The sequence below is a fragment of the Aeromicrobium sp. PE09-221 genome, assembly GCF_002174305.1.
In the GTDB taxonomy this organism is placed as follows: Bacteria; Actinomycetota; Actinomycetes; order Propionibacteriales; family Nocardioidaceae; genus Aeromicrobium.
Genome location: NZ_MIJB01000003.1, coordinates 168,849 through 186,815, shown reverse-complemented (window position 1 = coordinate 186,815; position 17,967 = coordinate 168,849). Strand labels below are relative to the sequence as shown.

General features: G+C 67.9%; 22 protein-coding genes and 1 tRNA gene. 11 read left to right on the top strand and 12 right to left on the bottom strand.

The features are described from left to right. Positions 1–3 precede the first annotated feature (3 nt). Genes BHE97_RS02095 through BHE97_RS02075 form a run of 5 tightly spaced genes read right to left on the bottom strand, consistent with a single transcriptional unit; the run spans position 4 to position 5,376 of the window. Entirely contained in the window at positions 4–1,470 is a 1,467-nt protein-coding gene (locus tag BHE97_RS02095; RefSeq protein ID WP_087622351.1) for a penicillin-binding protein 2, read from the bottom strand. Beyond that, positions 1,467–2,840 carry an FtsW/RodA/SpoVE family cell cycle protein gene (locus BHE97_RS02090; protein ID WP_087622350.1) on the bottom strand — a complete coding sequence of 458 codons (1,374 nt, stop codon included), beginning with the start codon at positions 2,838–2,840 and terminating at the stop codon, positions 1,467–1,469. The genes BHE97_RS02095 and BHE97_RS02090 overlap by 4 nt, the downstream gene beginning before the upstream one ends. Then, positions 2,837–4,144 carry a protein phosphatase 2C domain-containing protein gene (locus BHE97_RS02085; RefSeq protein ID WP_087622349.1) on the bottom strand — a complete coding sequence of 436 codons (1,308 nt, stop codon included), beginning with the start codon at positions 4,142–4,144 and terminating at the stop codon, positions 2,837–2,839. The genes BHE97_RS02090 and BHE97_RS02085 overlap by 4 nt, the downstream gene beginning before the upstream one ends. Then, the gene (locus tag BHE97_RS02080; RefSeq protein WP_087622432.1) at positions 4,145–4,642 is read right to left on the bottom strand and encodes an FHA domain-containing protein; all 498 of its coding nucleotides are present in this window, start codon (positions 4,640–4,642) and stop codon (positions 4,145–4,147) included. It lies immediately after the preceding gene. A gap of 11 nt (positions 4,643–4,653) precedes the next feature. Next, positions 4,654–5,376 carry a DUF3662 and FHA domain-containing protein gene (locus BHE97_RS02075; RefSeq protein WP_087622348.1) on the bottom strand — a complete coding sequence of 241 codons (723 nt, stop codon included), beginning with the start codon at positions 5,374–5,376 and terminating at the stop codon, positions 4,654–4,656. Positions 5,377–5,516: 140 nt separating this feature from the next. On the opposite strand from BHE97_RS02075, the gene BHE97_RS02070 reads away from it, so the two are divergent. From BHE97_RS02070 to BHE97_RS02040, 7 genes are all read left to right on the top strand, one after another. Next, a tRNA-Leu gene (locus BHE97_RS02070) sits at positions 5,517–5,602 on the top strand. An 83-nt stretch (positions 5,603–5,685) separates the two neighbouring features. Further along, positions 5,686–6,015: a hypothetical protein gene (locus BHE97_RS02065; RefSeq protein ID WP_087622347.1), complete on the top strand. Its 330-nt coding sequence runs from the start codon at positions 5,686–5,688 to the stop codon at positions 6,013–6,015. 121 nt (positions 6,016–6,136) lie between these two features. Continuing rightward, positions 6,137–6,958, top strand: coding sequence for a siderophore-interacting protein (locus tag BHE97_RS02060; protein WP_087622346.1), 822 nt, complete (start codon positions 6,137–6,139; stop codon positions 6,956–6,958). 345 nt (positions 6,959–7,303) lie between these two features. Next, complete coding sequence (locus BHE97_RS02055; protein ID WP_087622345.1) at positions 7,304–8,335, top strand: iron-siderophore ABC transporter substrate-binding protein; 1,032 nt, start codon at positions 7,304–7,306, stop codon at positions 8,333–8,335. Further along, positions 8,332–9,330, top strand: coding sequence for an iron ABC transporter permease (locus BHE97_RS02050; protein WP_087622344.1), 999 nt, complete (start codon positions 8,332–8,334; stop codon positions 9,328–9,330). The genes BHE97_RS02055 and BHE97_RS02050 overlap by 4 nt, the downstream gene beginning before the upstream one ends. A 65-nt stretch (positions 9,331–9,395) precedes the next feature. Continuing rightward, positions 9,396–10,349 carry an iron chelate uptake ABC transporter family permease subunit gene (locus BHE97_RS02045; RefSeq protein WP_201791270.1) on the top strand — a complete coding sequence of 318 codons (954 nt, stop codon included), beginning with the start codon at positions 9,396–9,398 and terminating at the stop codon, positions 10,347–10,349. Further along, complete coding sequence (locus BHE97_RS02040; protein ID WP_087622343.1) at positions 10,346–11,164, top strand: ABC transporter ATP-binding protein; 819 nt, start codon at positions 10,346–10,348, stop codon at positions 11,162–11,164. Before BHE97_RS02045 ends, BHE97_RS02040 begins: the two co-directional genes overlap by 4 nt. Here BHE97_RS02040 and BHE97_RS02035 read toward each other — a convergent pair. The 6 genes from BHE97_RS02035 to BHE97_RS02010 all read right to left on the bottom strand — a co-directional run bounded on the left by BHE97_RS02035 (position 11,133) and on the right by BHE97_RS02010 (position 14,055). After that, complete coding sequence (locus BHE97_RS02035) at positions 11,133–11,612, bottom strand: MarR family transcriptional regulator (RefSeq protein WP_087622342.1); 480 nt, start codon at positions 11,610–11,612, stop codon at positions 11,133–11,135. The two genes, BHE97_RS02040 and BHE97_RS02035, sit on opposite strands and share 32 nt — an antisense overlap. Before the next feature lie 217 nt (positions 11,613–11,829). Beyond that, positions 11,830–12,180, bottom strand: a complete 351-nt coding sequence (locus BHE97_RS02030; protein WP_087622341.1) for a VOC family protein — start codon at positions 12,178–12,180, stop codon at positions 11,830–11,832. A gap of 398 nt (positions 12,181–12,578) precedes the next feature. Further along, positions 12,579–12,842 (bottom strand): GlsB/YeaQ/YmgE family stress response membrane protein, encoded by a 264-nt coding sequence (locus tag BHE97_RS02025; RefSeq protein ID WP_201791269.1) that lies wholly within the window; start codon positions 12,840–12,842, stop codon positions 12,579–12,581. Between the two features lie 46 nt (positions 12,843–12,888). Further along, positions 12,889–13,203 carry a DUF4235 domain-containing protein gene (locus BHE97_RS02020; RefSeq protein WP_087622340.1) on the bottom strand — a complete coding sequence of 105 codons (315 nt, stop codon included), beginning with the start codon at positions 13,201–13,203 and terminating at the stop codon, positions 12,889–12,891. Further along, on the bottom strand, positions 13,200–13,754 hold the full coding sequence (locus tag BHE97_RS02015) for a type 1 glutamine amidotransferase domain-containing protein (RefSeq protein WP_087622339.1): 555 nt from the start codon (positions 13,752–13,754) through the stop codon (positions 13,200–13,202). The genes BHE97_RS02020 and BHE97_RS02015 overlap by 4 nt, the downstream gene beginning before the upstream one ends. A gap of 16 nt (positions 13,755–13,770) precedes the next feature. Then, entirely contained in the window at positions 13,771–14,055 is a 285-nt protein-coding gene (locus BHE97_RS02010; RefSeq protein ID WP_087622429.1) for a WhiB family transcriptional regulator, read from the bottom strand. A 134-nt stretch (positions 14,056–14,189) separates the two neighbouring features. Between BHE97_RS02010 and BHE97_RS02005 the strand changes: the two genes are divergently transcribed. From BHE97_RS02005 to BHE97_RS01990, 4 genes are read left to right on the top strand one after another with little or no spacing between them, the layout of a single operon-like run. Beyond that, positions 14,190–15,149 carry a MerR family transcriptional regulator gene (locus tag BHE97_RS02005; RefSeq protein WP_087622338.1) on the top strand — a complete coding sequence of 320 codons (960 nt, stop codon included), beginning with the start codon at positions 14,190–14,192 and terminating at the stop codon, positions 15,147–15,149. Between the two features lie 29 nt (positions 15,150–15,178). Beyond that, a complete protein-coding gene (locus BHE97_RS02000; RefSeq protein ID WP_087622337.1) occupies positions 15,179–15,982 on the top strand; it encodes a crotonase/enoyl-CoA hydratase family protein in 804 nt (267 codons plus the stop codon). A gap of 29 nt (positions 15,983–16,011) precedes the next feature. Continuing rightward, positions 16,012–16,770, top strand: a complete 759-nt coding sequence (locus BHE97_RS01995; RefSeq protein WP_170931200.1) for a class I SAM-dependent methyltransferase — start codon at positions 16,012–16,014, stop codon at positions 16,768–16,770. Continuing rightward, on the top strand, positions 16,767–17,399 hold the full coding sequence (locus BHE97_RS01990) for a YigZ family protein (RefSeq protein WP_087622335.1): 633 nt from the start codon (positions 16,767–16,769) through the stop codon (positions 17,397–17,399). The genes BHE97_RS01995 and BHE97_RS01990 overlap by 4 nt, the downstream gene beginning before the upstream one ends. Here BHE97_RS01990 and BHE97_RS01985 read toward each other — a convergent pair. Further along, the gene (locus tag BHE97_RS01985; RefSeq protein WP_201791268.1) at positions 17,354–17,932 is read right to left on the bottom strand and encodes a GtrA family protein; all 579 of its coding nucleotides are present in this window, start codon (positions 17,930–17,932) and stop codon (positions 17,354–17,356) included. The genes BHE97_RS01990 and BHE97_RS01985 overlap by 46 nt on opposite strands. Positions 17,933–17,967 lie beyond the last annotated feature (35 nt).

The window sequence follows — 17,967 nt, the reverse complement described above, 5'->3', positions numbered from 1 at the left end:
TGGTCATCGCAGGATCGCCTCCATGACGGCGCGGGCGATCGGGCCGCCGAGGCGCCCGCCGCCGATGTCGGAGGTATTGCCCTCCAAGGACTCGACCATGACGGCGACGGCGACCTGCGGGTCGTTCGCCGGGGCGAAGCCGACGAACCAGGCATAGGGCGGGCGGCCCTCGGCCGACTCGGCGGTACCTGTCTTGCCGCCGACCTGGACACCCGGGATCGCGGCCGGGCGTCCGGTGCCGGAGTCGACGACCGACACCATCATGTCCTTGAGCTGTCCGGCCTTGCCAGCGTTCATGGCCTCGCTGAGACGCTCGGGCTCGGTCGTCTCGAGGACTTCCAGATTGGGCGCACGCACGGTGTCGACGAGATAGGGCTTCATCACGGCGCCGTCGTTGGCGATCCCCGCGGCGACCATCGCCATCTGCAGCGGCGTGGCGGTGACCTCGTACTGACCGATGCCGGTCTGCGCGAGCTGCGTGTCCTCCAGATCAGAGCTCTCGCCGGTCACCAGGCTCTCGTTGGCGGCGATCCCGGAGATGGGATCGGTGCCGAAGCCGAACTTCTCGGCCTGCTCGACGAGCTCGTCCTCACCGACCTGATTGGCGAGGTCACCGAAGCTGACATTGCAGGAGACCTCGAGCGCCTGACGCAGTGTGATCGGATCGCCGCCGCAGTTGCCGCCGCCCTGATTGGGCAGCGTGTACGTCTTGCCGGGGAAGGTGAGCGCCGCTCCGCCCTTGACCTGCGAATCGGGGTTGAGGTCGAGATTCTCCATCGCCGCGGCGGCGGTGACCAGCTTGAAGGTCGAGCCTGGCGGGAGTGTGGCCTGGGTGGCGCGGTTGGTCATCGGCTGGTTCGCGTCAGCGGTGAGCTGGTCCCAGGCGTCCTGGGTGGACTGGAGGTCGTGGCTCGCCAGCACATTCGGGTCGTAGCTCGGCTGCGTCGCGAGGGCGAGGATCGCTCCGGTCTGCGGATCGATGGCGGCCACGGCACCTCGCGTGCCCTCGCCGAGATCCCGCAGGCCCTCGGCGGCCGCGCGCTGGGCCACCGGGTCGATGGTGAGCTCGACGCTGCCGCCCTGGGGCTCCTGGTTGCCGAGCAGGTCGACGACGCGGTTGACGAAGAGCCGGTTGTCGTCGCCGGACAGGATGTCGTTCTGGCTCCGCTCGATCGCGCTCTGGCCATAGATATAGGAGAAATAGCCCGTCAGCGGGGCATAGAGCGCGCCCTCGGGGTACTGGCGCTGAAATCGCCAGCGGTCATTCGAGGGAACGCTCTCAGCGATCGCCGTGCCGTCGACGAGGATCGCGCCACGCTCGCGGCTGAACTGTTCGTCCATGACGCGACGGTTGCCGTCCCGGCCGTTGAGATCATCGGCCTCGAAGGCCTGGATGTAGTTGACGTTGAACAGCAGCCCCACGAACATCACGAGACAGGCCACCGCGAGGATGCGGATCGGCTTGTTCACAGCTTCACCACCTGGGTCTGGTCATCCGCGTCGACGCGGGAGGTCTTCGGCGCGGGGCGCCGGGTCTGATCGCTGATGCGCAGCAGCAGGGCGATGATCGCCCAGTTCATGACGATGGACGAGCCGCCCTGGGCGAGGAAAGGCGCCGTCAGGCCGGTGAGCGGGATGAGCCGCGTGACACCCCCGGCGACGATGAAGACCTGGATCGCGAAGGACATCGTCAGGCCGATGCCGAGCAGCTTGCCGAAGCCGTCGCGGCAGGTCAGCGCGATGCGCAGGCCGCGTTCGACGACCAGGCCGTAGATCAGCAGGACCGCCATCAGACCCGTGAGGCCGAGCTCCTCGCCGAGCGAGGCGAGGATGAAGTCGGAGAAGGAGAAGGGCGTGAGCTCCGGGCTGCCGAGACCCCAGCCGCGCCCGAGCACGCCCCCGTGGGCGAGCCCGAACAGCGCACTGATGATCTGCCCGTTCTGGTCGGGATTGCTGAACGGGTCGAGCCACGCCTCGAAACGCACCCGCACATGTCCGAAGGCCGTGTAGCCGAACCAGGCCCCGACCGCGAACAGCAGTGCACCGACGACCAGCCAGCCGGGACGCTCCGTGGCGACGAAGAGCACCACCACGAAGAGACCGAAGAACAGCAGTGACGAGCCGAGATCGCGCTGGAAGACCAGGATCCCGACGCTGATGAGCCAGCCGAGGAGGATCGGACCGAGGTCGCGACCGCGGGGCAGATCGATGCCGAGGAGCCGCTTGCCGGCCAGCGCGAGGACATCGCGCTTGACCACGAGGTAGCCGGCGAAGAAGATCGCCAGACACACCTTGGCGGCCTCACCGGGCTGGAAGCTGAAGGGGCCGAGGCGGATCCAGATGCGGGCGCCGTTGATCTCCTGTCCGATACCGGGGATCAGGGGCAGCAGGAGCAGCCCGATCGCCACGAGCCCGAAGGTATACGTGAAGCCTTGGAGCCGGCGGTGGTCGCGCACCAGGACGAGTACGGCGGTGAACGCGATGATCCCGACGAAGGTCCAGATGACCTGACCGGTGGCGAAGGCGGCGCGGTCGGGGTTGATGGCCTGCCGGCCCATATCGAGGCGGTGGATCATCGCGAGGCCGAGCCCGTTGAGGCACAGGACGAGGGGCAGCAGCACCGGGTCGGCATAGGGCGCGAAGCGGCGGACCGCCAGGTGGGCGCCGACCGCGGCCAGGATCAGCCCGCCGATGAGCCGGTAGGTGTCGGTGGGGATCGCGCCGGTCGTGCCGAGGCCGACGGCGATATAGCCGAAGACGCCGATGACCACGGCCATCAGGGTGAGGACCAACTCGGCGCCGCGGCGCTTGCGGGGCGCGAGGGGGGAGGTGTCGCTCATGGCGTCGCCTCCGTCGGCGACGGCTCGGGGGTCGCGCTCGGGGAGGGCGAGGGATCGGGGAGCGAGGACTGCAGGTTCTCGACGATCTGGTCGGCATCCTCGCGGCTGGCGGCGCTGATGCCCGCCTCGACCCGGCCTTGCTGGTAGTCGGGCAGGTCCTCGACCTGGATATCGGTGCGCTCGTCGATGCGCTGCAGGGTGATGCCCGGCAGCGAGGCGTCGACGCCGCGGTAGATGGCGACCCGGCCGTCGTCCTCGGCGACGTAATACTGCTGCTGGCTCCACTCGTAGGCCCAGTAGGCGACGCCTCCGGCAAGGCCGAACAGAAGGAGGACGCCGATCGTCCAGCGCACCCACCGCCAGCGGCTCGGCGGACGGGGCGCGTAGCGGAGCTCCTCGGGATCCTGCTGATCGCGACGCGCGGAGGGATGCTCACCGTCGGTATCGGCCGGGGCGGCGACGGCGGCCACGGGGCCGGTCTCATCGGACCGCCGGGGTCGCGGGGCATCGGCAGCGGCGCCGACGATCTGCGGCTTGCCGTCGGCGCAGGCGAGCTCGGCATCCGTCGCGTCCTCGGCGGTGGCATCGACGAACTCGCCGATCACGACCGTGACGTTGTCGACACCTCCGCCCTCGAGTGCCAGCCGGACCAGTTCGGTCGCGGCAGCATCGATCGACTCCAGACGCATGGCCTGCTCGATGCCGTCGTCATCGACCATGTCGGAAAGGCCGTCGCTGCACAGCAGATAGCGGTCGCCCGCGGCGGGCTGGAGCCAGGAGAGATCGGCCTCGTTGTCGTCGCGGCCGAGCATGGCGCGCAGCAGCAGCGACCGGTGTGGGTGGACGCGGGCTTCCTCACGCGTGATGCGGCCTTCGTCGACGAGGCTCTGCACGAAGGTGTGATCGGTGCTGATCTGGGCGAGGCGACCCTCGCGGAGGCGGTAGACCCGCGAGTCGCCGATATGCGCCCAGGCGAGTTTCTCGCCGTCCCAGAGCAGAGCCTCGAGCGTGGTGCCCATGCCCTCGACGGCGGGGTCGTCGGCGATCAGCTGACCGAGACGGTCGTTGGCATCGTCGACCGCGGCGCCGAGGACGCTCAGCGCATCGGTGTCCTCGGGCAGGTCCCGCTCGACCTCGCCGCGGATGACGTTCAGAGCCTGCGAGGATGCGAGGTCCCCGGCGGCGGCGCCACCCATCCCATCGGCCAACAACAGGAGCCGGCTGCTCGCGTAGCCGGAGTCCTGGTTGTTCGAGCGTCGCAGTCCGGTGTCGGTGAGCGCGACGTAGCGATAGGTGAGTGCCATCTACTTGCGCAGCTCCACGATCGTCTTGCCGAGCCGCACTTGGGTGCCGATCGGTACGGGGACCGGTGAGGTGATCCGCTGGCTGCCGATATATGTGCCATTGGTTGAACCCAGGTCCTCGACGAACCACTGCTCGCCGTTGCTGGCGAAGCGGGCGTGGCGGGTCGAGACGTAGTCGTCGTTGAGCCGGATCGCCGCGTCCGTGCCGCGGCCGAGCAGCAGCGGCTCGTCGCCGAGCGGCACGCTCTGCCCCGCATTGGGCCCTTCGACGATCTGCAGCACCGAGGGCCGCCCGCGCAGACCGCGCTTCTTGGGCGCCTTCTTCTTGGGCGTCGCGGGTGTCGGGGTCTTGCCCGCCTTGGCCGCCTTGGCGACCGGGCGGGTGGGGACGCGGGTGCCGAAGATGTCGGTGCGGATCACCGAGACGGCCGACAACACGAAGATCCACAAGACGGCCAGGAAGCCGAACTTGATGAGGGTCAGGGTCAGTTCGCTCATGGTGCTCCGGATCACCGAGTGGACGAGGGGATGCGCACGGTGAGCGTAGTGTTTCCGAGCCGGATCTGCGACCCGTCGGATACCGGGGACGATTCGACGCGCCGTCCGTCGACGACCACGCCGTTGGTGGAACCGAGATCTTCGACCGCGACGGCGGGGGCATCGGCGAGTCCACCGACGTGGATGCGGGCGTGCCGCCGGGAGATGCCGGGGTCGTCGATCTTGAGGTCGCTGTCGGAGCCGCGGCCGATGACGAGACCGGGTGGGCTGACCGGATGCTTCATCCCGCCGACCTCCAGGACGACGGCGGCCGAGCGCACGGACGTGTCGGTCAGTCGCTCGGCCGGGGAGGCATGCACGGTCGCATTAGTACGACTGTCGACGGTGAAGCGGCCCGTGCGCAGTGTGTCGTCGCGCTCGAAGGTGATGGCGAGCCCGCCGGCGAGGGTGTATCGCTGCTCCTCGACGTGCTCACGCACCAGCGTGGCCAATTCCTCGGCGAGCGTGGAGCCGAAGGGGGTCAGCCGCTCGTAGTCCGCCGGGGAGAGATGTACCGTGAAGTCGTTCGGGACGAGGATGCGGTCGCGGCTGAGGATGCTCGTGGAGTTGTCGATCTCGCGCTGCAGCTCGGCGGCGATCTCGACCGGCTGCACCGCGCTGCGGAAAGCCCGCGCGAACGCACCGGTGACCGCGCCTTCCAGGCGTCGCTCGAAGCGGCTCAGGACGCCAGCCATGGTGCACTCCTCTCGCTGGGGACCGGGCAGTGACTCCTCTAGATCGTATCGGTCCGGTGGAGGCGGGCCGGTACGCGACTGGCCGAAGGACGCTGCTAGACTCATTCCTCGGTCGTAGCGTCGGTGACGGACGGCCACATGCGCGAGTGGCGGAATGGTAGACGCGCTGGCTTCAGGTGCCAGTGTCCGCAAGGGCGTGGGGGTTCAAATCCCCCCTCGCGCACCACGAGAGCTCTAGTGGAATCTCCACGAAGCGGAGATCCGAGAGGGGTCAACGAATCTGGTGATTCTGGGGCCTAGGGTGACGGGATGAGCAGATTTCTCGCGATCTTGAACGGTGCCGCGGACGACGAGTCCATGAGCGAGTTCAGCGACGATCAGCAGGCAGGATTCATGGCGGCATGGGCCGCATGGGCCCAGGCCAATGAGAGCGCCCTGGTCGATCCCGGCGCCCCGTTGTTCAGGAAGAAGATGGTGACCCAGGCCGGGGTCGAGGACTTCACTGACAGCAAGGTTGCGTACGCGATCGTCGAGGCCGGCTCGCATGACGAGGCCGCACGGATCTTCTCCGCGCACCCGCACCTGACCCTGGACGAGGGGAACGCGATCGAAGTCCTGGAGTGCCCGCCGCTCCAGTGATGCGCCATAGACACAACGCATCAGTCTCGGCACGAACAGCAAGCGCACCCATGGTCTACCGACTCCCGCGGGGTGGGCGGGACTGACGCTGGACGGCGACAGGTAAGGCTATCCTCAGTCCATGGGAAGAAAGAAGAACACGCCCACTGATCGGCAGTTCGCCGTGGCGCACGTGCGCCACGCCGAACGCATCAGCCCGAATTTCGTGCGCCTGACCCTTGGCGGACTGGACGAGCTGGTGCCGCGTGGGCACGACCACTGGTGCCGGCTCTTCTTCGCGCGCGAAGGGCAGGACGCGCTGCAGCTGCCGACACGGACCAGCGAGATCGGCTGGTACCTGCAGTACCTCGCCACGCCGAAGGTGCGACGCCCCTGGGTCCGGGCGTACACGCTGCGCGACGTCCGCCCTGGCACGGGGGAGGTGGACATCGACTTCGTGATCCACGAGGACGAGGCAGGGGGTCTGGGACCGGCGGCTCGGTTCGCGCTCGCTGCTAGCCCCGGTGACCGCGTGGGATTCCTGGACCAGGGCATCGGCTTCACGCCTGACCACCCGCACGACTGGACGCTGCTCGTCGGTGACGAGACAGCGCTGCCTGCCGTGGCCGGAATCAGTGCCTCGCTCCCGGAGACGGCACGGGGGATCGCGATCATCGAGGTTCCTACAGCCGGCGACCGCCAGGAGCTGCGGGTACCGCACGAGATGGAGGTGCGCTGGATCCATCGCGACGAGTCGTCCGTGGGCACCGACCGGCCGGGACAGCTCGCGCTCGAGGCCCTGAAGGCGACCGTCCCGCTGGACGGCGTCGTCCACGCGCACCTCATCGGCGAGTCCGGTCTCGCCACGGGTGCTCGCCGCCATCTCGTGCAGGAGTGGGGCGTGCCCAAGCGCCACGTGGACTTCGTCGGCTACTGGCGTCACGGGCGACCTGCGACGACCTGAGACCGCCCTGGGCGGGCCAATGTGTCATGACCTGACGGGTGACTCGCTGCGCAGTTCGCGGATGCCGGACGACGTACCTGGTCGAGCATCCCGGGCCTCATCGACCACGATCCGTTCTCCCGCGACCTCGACGGCCTTCTTCGCGCGGTTGCACGTACACCGAGTCTGTCGCACTGCTCCGTCTCGACAGCCACGACATGCAACGTGAACTCGCGCAGCTCGTCCGGGATGCGCGCGGCCCCCGATCGGGAACTTTCAGACAATTTGATAGTTTGCTAAGGGAAGCTTGGCCTAACTCAGGCACTTCAACGGCGCCGCACTGCGCTATGAGAGGACTTACACGGCATGCAGAAGACATCATCGGCACGCTCCTGGGCGGCAACCGCCCTGGCGGCGGGTCTGTTCGCGCTGACGGGCTGCGGGGAGACGAGTTCCACTTCCTCGCAGGAGACGGTTTCGGATGAGGACTGGGAGACCGTCACGATCGAGCACGCGCTCGGGGAGGCCGTGGTCACCGAGAAGCCGGAGCGCATCGTCACGCTCGGCCAGGGGTCGGCGGAGACGGCGATCGCTTTGGGGACGATTCCCGTCGGCATCGAGGAGTACCCCTGGGGCAGCGATGAGAGCGGGTATCTGCCGTGGATCCACGAAGCGGTAACGGAGCAAGGGGCGGACTTGCCAGCGCAGTTCACCGGCAGTACCGAGCTCGATATCGAGGCGATCGTCGAGCTGGAGCCGGATCTGATCCTCGCGCCGTGGTCGGGCGTGACACAGGAGCAGTTCGACATCCTCACTGACATCGCGCCGACGGTCGCCTATGAGGAAGAGCCGTGGGTGATCACCTGGCAGGAGCAGATCGAGGTCATCGGCGAGGCGATGGGGCAACCCGATGAGGCCGCGGCGCTGATCGAGGAGATCGACGAGCAGCTGAGTTCCGCTGCCCGCGAGGAGTATGAGGACATCACCTTCTCCTATATCTACAACAGCGGCCCGGGAACCCTCGGGGTGTTCTTCGAGGACGAGCAGCGCGTGGCGATGGTCCGCGCGCTGGGACTCACGGTCGACCCGGTGATCGAGGAGCTGCGCGAGTACGAGGTCGAAGGCACCGACTCCGCGTCCATCGGTCTGGAGAATGCCGATAAACTCGCTGGCTCCGATCTGATCTTCACGTTCTACTCCGATGAGGAGAGTCGTGCGGAGATCGAGGGCCAGGAGCTGTACCGGCAGATTCCGGCGATCGCCCGCGGCTCGGTGGTCGCGCCGACGGATCAGCCGTTCGTGACCGGCTCGTCCATCATCAACCCGCTGACCGTGCCGTGGACCTTGGAGCGCTTCGTCCCGCTCATCGACGAGGCCGTCGCGAAGCTCGACCGGTGACACGCGGCGCGAGCCTCGCCCGCGCGGGGATTCTCTTTCTCGCGGCAGCGGGGCTCGCGCTCGCCACCCTCGCGAGTCTTTTCCTCGGCGGCAAGGTCACCGGGCCCGGTGAAGTGCTGGCCGTCCTCACTGGCGCGGCGAACCCCTACCTGGAGGCAGTGCTCGATGCGCGCATCGATCGAACCCTGATGGGCGTGCTGTGCGGTTCGGCCCTGGCCGTCTCGGGGGTGATCATCCAGGGGATCACGCGCAACCCGCTCGGCGACCCGGGTTTGCTCGGCGTGACCGTGGGCTCGGCGGCCGCGGTCGTCTCGGTCTCCGCCGTCACGGGCGCCGGGATCGGGGGCCGCTCCGTGTGGGTCGCCTTCGCCGGGGCGCTGGTCACGGTCGTCATCGTGTACGCGGTGGGCGCACGCTCGGCTTCGGGAAGCGTCGTCTCCCTGCTGCTGACGGGTGCTGTCGTGTCGGCCGTGCTCACCGCCTACATCCAGGCGATGATCCTCACCAACCCCGGCATCTTCGACTCGTTCCGGTTCTGGGTGATCGGTTCGCTCAGCGGGCGGGATGCCGAGGTCGCCGCCGCCATCGCCCCCGCACTCATCGCGGGAATGTTGCTCGCGCTGCTGCTGGCCCCCTCGCTGAACAATCTGGCCCTCGGCGAGGATGTCGCGACCTCGCTCGGCACCCCGGTGGCGCTCGTGCGCGCCGCGGGCATCCTCGCGTCCGCGTTGCTGGCCGCCGCGGCCACCGCTGCGGTCGGACCGATCGCCTTCGTCGGGCTCGTCGTGCCGCATCTCACCCACTCGATCATCGGCGCCGACCACCGCTGGCGGGTGCCAGTCGCCGCGATCCTCGGGGCTGCGCTGCTCGTGGTGGCCGACATCATCGGGCGCATAGCGGCTCGTCCGGAGGAGATCATGGTCGGCATCGTCACCGCGCTCGTCGGGGCGCCGTTCCTGTTGTTCGCCGTGCGCAAGGGATGGGCCGCGCGGTGAGCACGGTGATCAGGGTAGGACGACTGGCGTTTCCGGTGCACCGCCCTGCCGTCCTCTTTTGCCTGGTGACGACGGCGGCATTGGTCCTCGTCTCCGCTCTCACGCTCACCCTCGGAGAACTCGGCATCCCCCTCGCGGAGATCCCTTCCGCGCTATCGGGCGGTGCGGAAGGCACATCCGCTTTCGTCCTCGAAAGGCTTCGCGGACCGAGGCTGGCAACCGCGATCATCGCCGGAGCGCTGCTCGGGATCTCCGGGGCGCTCTTCCAGACGGTGACCGGCAATCCGCTGGGCAGCCCCGATGTCATCGGCCTGGGTGCCGGAGCGGGTGCCGGGGTCGCCGTCATCAGCCTCGTCTTCCCGTTGATCCCGTCCTCAATCGGAGCCGTGCTGGGCGCCGGGCTCGCGACCGTTCTGGTGTACGTGTGCACGGGCAGAGGATTTCGTTCACCCGCACGCACGATCATCGCCGGCATCGCCGTCGCCGCGTTGTCCTACGCCATCACGCAGTATGTCGTCAGCACGCACCTGCGCGACGCGGCTTCCCAGCTCGCCGCCTATCTGGTCGGTTCCCTGAACGCCGTGAACGCGCAGGATGTCGTCGTCACCGGCATCGCCCTCGGGGTCATTCTCCCCGCGGCCATCGCATTCTCCCGGGATGTGTCGATGCTGGAGATGGGCGATGACACGGCGTCGGGGGTGGGAATCGATCCGAACCGCACCCGGACCATCGCGGTGATCCTGTCCGTGTTCGCCGCGGGCGCCTCGGTCGCCGCCGCGGGGCCCGTCTCCTTCGTCGCTCTGACCGCGCCGCAGATCGCCCGCCGAGTTATCGGAACATCCCATGTCAGTATCGTCCCCGCCGCGCTGACCGGGGCGCTCGTCCTTGCCGTCGCCGACCTCGCCGCGCAGCAGGTCCCGTTCGTCGAAGGGCTTCCGGTCGGTGTGCTCACCCTCGGCGTCGGCGGCATCTACCTCGGCTACCTCCTCGTGCGTGAGCACTCGAAAGGACGACTATGACCACCGCCACCCGGTTCGAGAATCCTGCCGACGGGCTGCGGATTCAGGACGCGCGGCTCGGTTACGACGGCCGGATCGTCAGCGACGGGTTGAACTTCAGCGTCCGAGAAGGCGAGTTCACCGCGATCATCGGCCCCAATGGCTGCGGGAAGTCGACTCTCCTGAAGGCCTTGGCCCGCACCCTGAAGCCCCTGGCGGGGAAGGTCATCGTCGACGGCGTGGATGTGCGCACCCTCCGGCCGAAGGCCGTCGCTCGCCGCATCGCCGCCCTCCCGCAGCATCCCGTCGCGCCCGAGTCCCTCCGCGTGCGCGATCTCGTCGCGCGCGGCAGGCATCCCTATCACTCTCTCCTGCGGCAGTGGCATCCCGGGGACGCCGAGATCGTGGATGCGGCGATGGCCGCGACCGGGGTCGCCGATTACGCGGACCGGCTCCTCACCGAGCTGTCCGGAGGACAACGCCAGCGGGTCTGGATCGCCATGGTCCTGGCGCAGCAGACCGACTACGTGCTGCTCGACGAACCGACGTCCTTCCTCGACCTGGCGCATCAGGTTGAATTGCTGCACTTGTGCCAGGACATGCGTGCCGACGGGCGAACCGTGGTCGCTGTGCTCCACGACATCAACCAGGCGGCCCGATATGCGTCGCATCTGGTCGTGATGCACGATGGCGAGATCGTCCGTGAGGGCGCGCCTGGTGATGTGCTCGACGCGGAGGTCGTAGCCGATGTGTTCGGTATCGACGGCATCATCGAGCGGGACTCCCAGAGCGGTGCGCCGATGATCACGGTGCGGGATCGTCGCGTTCCTTCTTGAACTGCTCCCACGCGCTAGGCAGGCGTGCCTCGATCAACCACGTCATGTAGTCGCGCATGTTGCGGACACGCTCCCAGGAACGGCCGCCCTCCCGCACCAGCGGCAGCGTGGTCTCCGCGAGGCGGCGCTGGTTGTGGAGGTACTCCTGTTCCGCGGCCAGGAATCCCGCCCACACATCGTTATCCATCACGAAGAAATGTGCCCGTTCGCCTGGTTTGCGCACCCGCCGCACGAACCCTCGCTCCACGAGCTGACGTGTGTACGTCGACACCGAGCCCCTGCTGATCCCCAGTTCGTCCGATAGCTCCAGGGCGCCGACGCCGTCCGACTCGTCGAGCAGCAGATATCCGGCGATCAGGCCTTCGAGCCGCGACGCGCCGACGGCCGCCCAGTGATCGGCGAAACGCTCGATGAACTCTCTCCTCGCCCCTGGAACCTCAGCGTGCATAGCTTCGATTAGATCATCGGTGACCGCCTCACGGGACGCAGCTCCCCAGTGATCGTGGCCTGCTGGGGGGCGTCTATGCAGCGCTGATCCGCGACCTGTGCTGATCGGCCCCGTGAGTGTGCGTCTCGAGGACGGGCGATGGGGCCCGGTGGCGCGCTGTAGATTCACGGGGACCTGCAGCCGGCCATCCTCCCGCCCCGTCTGCACCCACGCACTGTCAGTGAGCGCTCGAGATGCAGAACAGGTTGCCATCCGGGTCGGCCATGACGATCCAGCGGAAACCGCCCATGGTCTGCTCGTTCAGCCGCTCTGCGCCTGACGTGACGAGCCGCTCGGCCTCGGCGTCGAGATCGCCTTCGGCCTCCAGGTCCAGATGGACACGGTTCTTGCCGGGTGTGGGGTCGTCGACCTTCTGGAAGGCCAACCGGGGACCGCTGCTCAGCTGCACCACCGAGAACCAGCCGTCGTTCTCGGCGATGACCTCGCCACCGGTCTGGTCGGCCCACCAGCGCCCGAGCGGCAGCGGGTCGGTGGAGTCGCAGGTGATCATCACGGGTCGCAGGCTCATGGACGGAACCCTAGGCCGCGCCACCGACAGATCGCGGTGAGCAGAGCCCACGTAACCCGGACTGCCCTTCTGTGATGAGAGGGCATGAGGATCTTCCGCGGTGTGCCTCGGTGATGACCCATGGCTCGGTGGGGTCGGTGTTGGCGCAGCTGGTGACGGGACGGACGTTCCAGCGGCATTACCAGTCGTGGGCTCGCAAGCGTGGGGGGACGAGAACTCGGCCGGATACCGCGATGGTGCAGCCGCCGCGACCGTTGCCAGCTTCCTGATCCCGGCGGCGGGGCTGCCTGAACCGCAACCCGAGCAGGCAACGTCGGCGTACTAGTTTTTGAGAAATTCTTGGTGGACACGACGGGGGCCGCCGACCGGGTGGTCGGCGGCCTTTGTCCTGGTACGGGTCAGGCCTTCTTGCGACCCGTGACCGCGTTGAACACGATCAGCACGATGATCGCGCCGATCACCGACCCGATGATGCCCGCGGTGTTGCCGATGTCGAAGCCGTCGCCGCTGATGAGTGAGCCGATCGAACCACCGACGAAGGAGCCGACGACGCCCAGGATGATCGTGCCGATCACGCCCATACTGTCGTCACCGGGGACGACAGCGCGCGCGATGAAACCGGCGACGAGGCCGACGAGAAGGAAAACGAGGAGACTCCACATGATGATTGCCTTTCGTGATGGGGGAAGGGGAGGAAGGAAAGAGGAATCAGTTGCCGGGCCACTCGCCGGTGGCTTTCTGGAACGCACGCGCGCCCTGACGTTGGACGAGGGCCTTGACGACGGAGAAGATCGCCCCCTGCAGTACGGCGGCCAAGAGGATCTCCTTGAGCGGGAACTCCGACTCCAGAGGACCGGGAGCGTCGCCCGCGGAATTGGGACTGACCCGCTTCCAGATCTGCTTGAAGGCGAATCCGGCCACCACGCCGGCGATGATCGAGCTGACGATGCCGACGGGCTTGTAGAGGATTTTGGCCGAGGTGCTCGCCTCGGCCTCGACTCCCGCGAAATCCTTGCCGCTCATCGCTGACCCACCACGTCCACGATGGTGGCGTTGAAGGCCTCCAAGTCATCGGGATTGCGCGAGGTGATCAGATCGAAACCCTCCGCGGTGCAGTGCTTGACGGTCTCGTCGACCCACTGGCCTCCCGCGTTGACGATGTCGGTGCGCAGGCTCGGATAAGAGGTCAGTGTCTTGCCTCGCGTGAGACCGGTCTCGACCAGGGCCCAGGGGCCGTGGCAGATCGCCGCGATCGGCTTGCCGGCGGCGGCGAAGGCCTTGATGACCCCGAGTGCGTTGTCATCGAGGCGGAGGGTGTCCGCGTTGACCGTGCCACCGGGGATCACCACCGCGTCGAAATCGTCGACCGAGAGATCGGCGATGGTCGCATCGGGGGTGAACGTCTCGTCCTTGTCGACATCGCCGACCATCGACTGGACCTCGTCCGAGGCGGGGGCGACATGGACGGCCCGACCCCCAGCCGAGATGATGGCGTCGCGGGGGGACGTGAGCTCGACTTTCTCGACACCGACCTGTGAGGTGATGATCGCGATGGACTTGCCTTCCAAAGACATGGTCCTCCCTTCGTCGTCAGCTGGCGATCCGCTGCTCGAGCAGCTTGGATCGTTCGGATTCGGTCAGACCGCCCCACACGCCGTAGGGCTCCTGGACGCGCAGGGCATGCTCGCGGCACTGATCGATGACCGGGCAGGTAGCGCAGACGGCCTTTGCCGCCTCTTCGCGACGATGTCGCTTGGCGCCGCGTTCTGCTTCGGGGGAGAAGAACACCGAGGAGTCGGCACCCATGCAGGCGCCTTCCCACTGCCAGGCGTACGACTCGATGATGGGGGACGGGAGACGTTTGATGTTCACCATGCTGCTGCTGCCTTCCACGTGCGAACTGTGGGACGTCGCGGCTGCTTGCTCAACCCCGAGTGATGACGTGCCGATAAACCTACTCATAACCTATTCACATGGCAAGGCCGTGAACAAGTTCTAAACTGATCGAGATGGTGATGACCCCCGACCCGCCCCCTCCCGCGGATCCCGACGAGACCGAGGCCACGGCGCAATGGCGCGGTGCTGCCGACGTGACCTGGAGCGTGGGCATGGTCTCCGAGCGACTCGGCATCTCCGCCTCGACCCTCCGTACCTGGGAGCGGCGTTACGGCCTCGGCCCCACCTTGCGCACCAGCGGCGGGCACCGCCGCTACTCCGCCCTCGACATCGACCGTGTCGACCTGATGCGTCGTCTGCTGGCACGCGGAGTCACCGCACAGGAGGCGGCCAAGGTCGCCAAGCGCCTTGTCGGCGACCAGGCGGCCACGCCGGAGATCCTCCCCTCCGACGACCCCACACCCGACCATCGCCGCCTCGCCGAGCAGTTCGTCGAGGCGGCCCAGTCCTTCGACGCCCCCACCCTGCATCAGGTCGCGGCGACCGCACTGGACACCCTCGGCACCGTCGAAGCCTGGGACGACGTATTCGTCCCGGCTTTCGTGGAGATCGGCGAGCGCTGGGCGGACGGACGACTGGGGGTGGAGGGCGAGCATCTCGCCAGCTCCAGCGTCCTCAGCGCCTTGCGTGCCCACTCACGCCGTCAGACGCTCCCCGAGCTCGATCGCCCCGCATCGGTCATCGTCGCGAGCGCGGAGGACGACCAGCACAAGCTTCCCGTGGTGGCCCTCGAGGCCGCGCTGTGCGAACACGGAATCAGCTCGATAGAGCTCGGCGCGCGACTGCCCGCCTCGGCATTGGAGGCGGTGCTGACGACGGTGCGTCCGCAGGTGCTGTTCCTCTGGGCATCGATGGCCAGGCCCCCCCGCGACCCCGTGATCGCGGTGCTCGACCGGCTGGCAGCGGACACCACCGTCGTGCTCGCTGGGCCGGGGTGGCCGGTCGATGTCGCCACCGTCAAGGGCCTGCACGACACCGTCGAGGTCGTTCTCTCACGGGTGCTGGCCTCCTGACCGACCGCGACACGGCCTAGGGTGGCGGCATGAGCGAGCGACAGGTGGAGACGGAGATCGAGGGCCCGATCGCGCGGGTGTGGCTCAATCGGCCCGAGAAGCTCAATGCGATCACCTTCGACATCCTCGACGGACTGGTCGACGCCGCCGCCACGATCGAACGCGAGCGCGGCGTCCGGGCGGTCTTGCTGGAAGGCCGCGGCGCCTCCTTCTGCGCCGGTCTCGACTTCGGCTCGGTCCTGACCCGCAAGCGGGAGGTCGCCCGACGCTTCCTCGCCAACCCCTTCCGCGGCACGAACGGATTCCAGCGCCCGCTCTGGGCCTGGCGCGAACTGCCGGTCCCGGTGATCGCCCTGACCCGCGGCCATGTCTTCGGCGGCGGTATCCAGTTGGCGCTCGCGGCGGACTTCCGCTTCACCACGCCGGACTGTCAGTGGTCGGTGATGGAGGCCAAGTGGGGCCTCGTCCCCGATATGAGCGGCACCGTCCCGCTCGGCGAGCTGGTGCCCGCCGATCTCGCCAAGCGGCTCGTGCTCACCGGCGAAGTCTTCTCCGGTGAGAAGGCCGCCGACTACGGCATCGCCTCCGGGGTCCACGAGGATCCCGCGGTCCCCGCCGAGGCGCTGGTCGGTCAGATCCTGGAGCGCTCGCCGGACGCGGTCGCGGCCGGCAAGCGGCTCATGGACCGCACACGCCGGTCCACCCCACGTCGGGCGTTCCGTCTCGAACGCCGCTTCCAGCAGGCGATGATGCGATCGGCCAACACACGCGAGGCGCGGCGCGCGGGCACCGCCAAGGAGGCTCCGGTCTTCGGTCCCCGCACGTTCGGTTGAGTCGTCCGGGCCCCGGTAGGGTGGGAGCCGTGAGTGAGAAGCGCAAGAAGGTCGCCGACCAGTACGATCGCGATTACGACTACACCAAGTACTGGGACAACCGGGACTACGAGCACGCCGCCGAGGAGATCGCGATCCGTCGGCTGCTGGACGGACAGCGCTTCGAGGCCGCCGCCGACATCGGGGGCGGATTCGGCCGCCTGTCGCTGCTCTTGCGCGAGTACGCCGACCGGGTCACGCTCGCCGAGCCGAGCCGCACCCAGCTCGAGGCCGCCGCGAAGCTGCTCGAGGGCACCGACATCGCCCAGGTCCAGATGCAGGCCGATGACCTGCAGTTCACCGATGGTGAGCTCGATCTCATCACCATGGTGCGCGTGATGCACCACCTCCCCGCCCCGGCCGACGAGTTCGCCGAGATCGCCCGTGTGCTGCGCCCCGGCGGCACCGCGATCATCGAGGTCGCCAATCTCGGCCACTTCAAGAACCGCCGCAAGTACAAGAAGGCCGGTCAGCCGTTGCCGACCGAGCCGGTCAGCATCCGCACGGCCCCGGCCGACGAGCCCGACGCGATCGCCTTCGTCAACCACAACATCGATACCGTCGTCGGGCAGCTCTCAGAAGCCGGACTCCAGCTGAGCGACAAGCTCTCGGTGAGCAATCTGCGCAGCCAGACCCTCAAGAAGTACCTGCCTATCGGCGTCATGACCACCATTGAGAAGCTCGCCCAGCGTCCCCTCGCCGGTCGTGACTTCGGTCCGTCGATCTTCCTGAAGCTGCGACGCCGCTGAGGTCGTACCGCACCCTCGGCGTCGCGGTCGGGGGCGAGGCTCAGGCCGAGATCGAGGTCAAGCGATCTCGATTCCTCGCGTGCCTCCGCCGGGTCGAGAGCGAGGATGACGCCCGGTCCGCCATCGAGGAGATCCGAGGCCGTCACCGGGACGCTCGGCACCACTGCACCGCCTTCGTGATCGGACCACGAGGGGATCTCCAGCGCTCCAATGACGACGGCGAGCCCTCCGGTACGGCCGGCCGGCCGATGCTGGAGGTCCTCAACGGACATGGCCTGAGCGATGTCGTGGCCGTGGTGACCCGCTGGTTCGGCGGTACGCTGCTGGGTGCAGGTGGACTCGTCCGCGCCTACGGAGACGCGACCTCGGCGGCTCTCGACATCGCCGGCACCCGGGAGCGGCGCCTCCTCGAGGTCGTGCGCGTGCGCGTCCCGATGAACGAGGCGGGATCGATGGAGCATCGCCTCCGGCAGGCGGGTGAGGTGATCGACGCTCACTACGACGAACGGGTCACTTATCGCGTAGCCACGACCGATGCGGACGGGCTGACCCGCGATATCGCGGCGTGGAGCGCCGGGACGGTTCAGGCGGAGTCGGTGGGATCGCTCTGGCGCGACCTCGGGGCCTGAGCCTCGGAATCGGTGCCGGCGAAGACCGCTTTCTCGGCACGTTCTAGCCGGGTGCCGGAGACCGGAACCTCGTCACGGTGATGGCCCCACACCCAATACCGGTAGAGCATGAAACGGAAGATGGTCCCGAGGGCGAGGCCGATGACATTGGCCGAGATATTGTCCGCGAGCGCGCTGGTCAGATCGAGCACATGGTGGCTGAACCACAGGCACAGCAGGCTGACGCCCATGCCACCGATCGAGACCACCAGGTATTCCAGGAACTCCTTGAACCAGCCCGGTCGCCGCTCGGCGCGGAAGGTCCAGTAGCGGTTCCCCACCCAGTTGAAGACGATCGCCACCGAGGTGCTCACCGTCTTGGCACCGAGCGCGCTGCTGACCCACGCGTCCGCGCTGAGAGGTCCGAATCGCAGCAGGTTGAACAGGCCGACATCGATGACCAGTCCGATGAGGCCCACCACGCCGAACTTCAGCGCATAGCTGACCACGCGGTCCCAGAGCTGGCGCAAGGAGCGCGCGACGGGATGGGGCACGGGAAGTCTGCCTTCGGGTGACGCGGACGATGGTG

Coding starts and splice junctions, on each gene's coding strand:
- BHE97_RS02090 (WP_087622350.1), bottom strand. CDS start 2,840: ATGAGCGACACCTCCCCCCTCGCGCCCCGCAAGCGCCGCGGCGCCGAG.
- BHE97_RS02085 (WP_087622349.1), bottom strand. CDS start 4,144: ATGGCACTCACCTATCGCTACGTCGCGCTCACCGACACCGGACTGCGA.
- BHE97_RS02080 (WP_087622432.1), bottom strand. CDS start 4,642: ATGAGCGAACTGACCCTGACCCTCATCAAGTTCGGCTTCCTGGCCGTC.
- BHE97_RS02075 (WP_087622348.1), bottom strand. CDS start 5,376: ATGGCTGGCGTCCTGAGCCGCTTCGAGCGACGCCTGGAAGGCGCGGTC.
- BHE97_RS02065 (WP_087622347.1), top strand. CDS start 5,686: ATGAGCAGATTTCTCGCGATCTTGAACGGTGCCGCGGACGACGAGTCC.
- BHE97_RS02060 (WP_087622346.1), top strand. CDS start 6,137: ATGGGAAGAAAGAAGAACACGCCCACTGATCGGCAGTTCGCCGTGGCG.
- BHE97_RS02055 (WP_087622345.1), top strand. CDS start 7,304: ATGCAGAAGACATCATCGGCACGCTCCTGGGCGGCAACCGCCCTGGCG.
- BHE97_RS02040 (WP_087622343.1), top strand. CDS start 10,346: ATGACCACCGCCACCCGGTTCGAGAATCCTGCCGACGGGCTGCGGATT.
- BHE97_RS02035 (WP_087622342.1), bottom strand. CDS start 11,612: ATGCACGCTGAGGTTCCAGGGGCGAGGAGAGAGTTCATCGAGCGTTTC.
- BHE97_RS02030 (WP_087622341.1), bottom strand. CDS start 12,180: ATGAGCCTGCGACCCGTGATGATCACCTGCGACTCCACCGACCCGCTG.
- BHE97_RS02025 (WP_201791269.1), bottom strand. CDS start 12,842: ATGTGGAGTCTCCTCGTTTTCCTTCTCGTCGGCCTCGTCGCCGGTTTC.
- BHE97_RS02020 (WP_087622340.1), bottom strand. CDS start 13,203: ATGAGCGGCAAGGATTTCGCGGGAGTCGAGGCCGAGGCGAGCACCTCG.
- BHE97_RS02015 (WP_087622339.1), bottom strand. CDS start 13,754: ATGTCTTTGGAAGGCAAGTCCATCGCGATCATCACCTCACAGGTCGGT.
- BHE97_RS02010 (WP_087622429.1), bottom strand. CDS start 14,055: ATGGTGAACATCAAACGTCTCCCGTCCCCCATCATCGAGTCGTACGCC.
- BHE97_RS02005 (WP_087622338.1), top strand. CDS start 14,190: ATGGTGATGACCCCCGACCCGCCCCCTCCCGCGGATCCCGACGAGACC.
- BHE97_RS02000 (WP_087622337.1), top strand. CDS start 15,179: ATGAGCGAGCGACAGGTGGAGACGGAGATCGAGGGCCCGATCGCGCGG.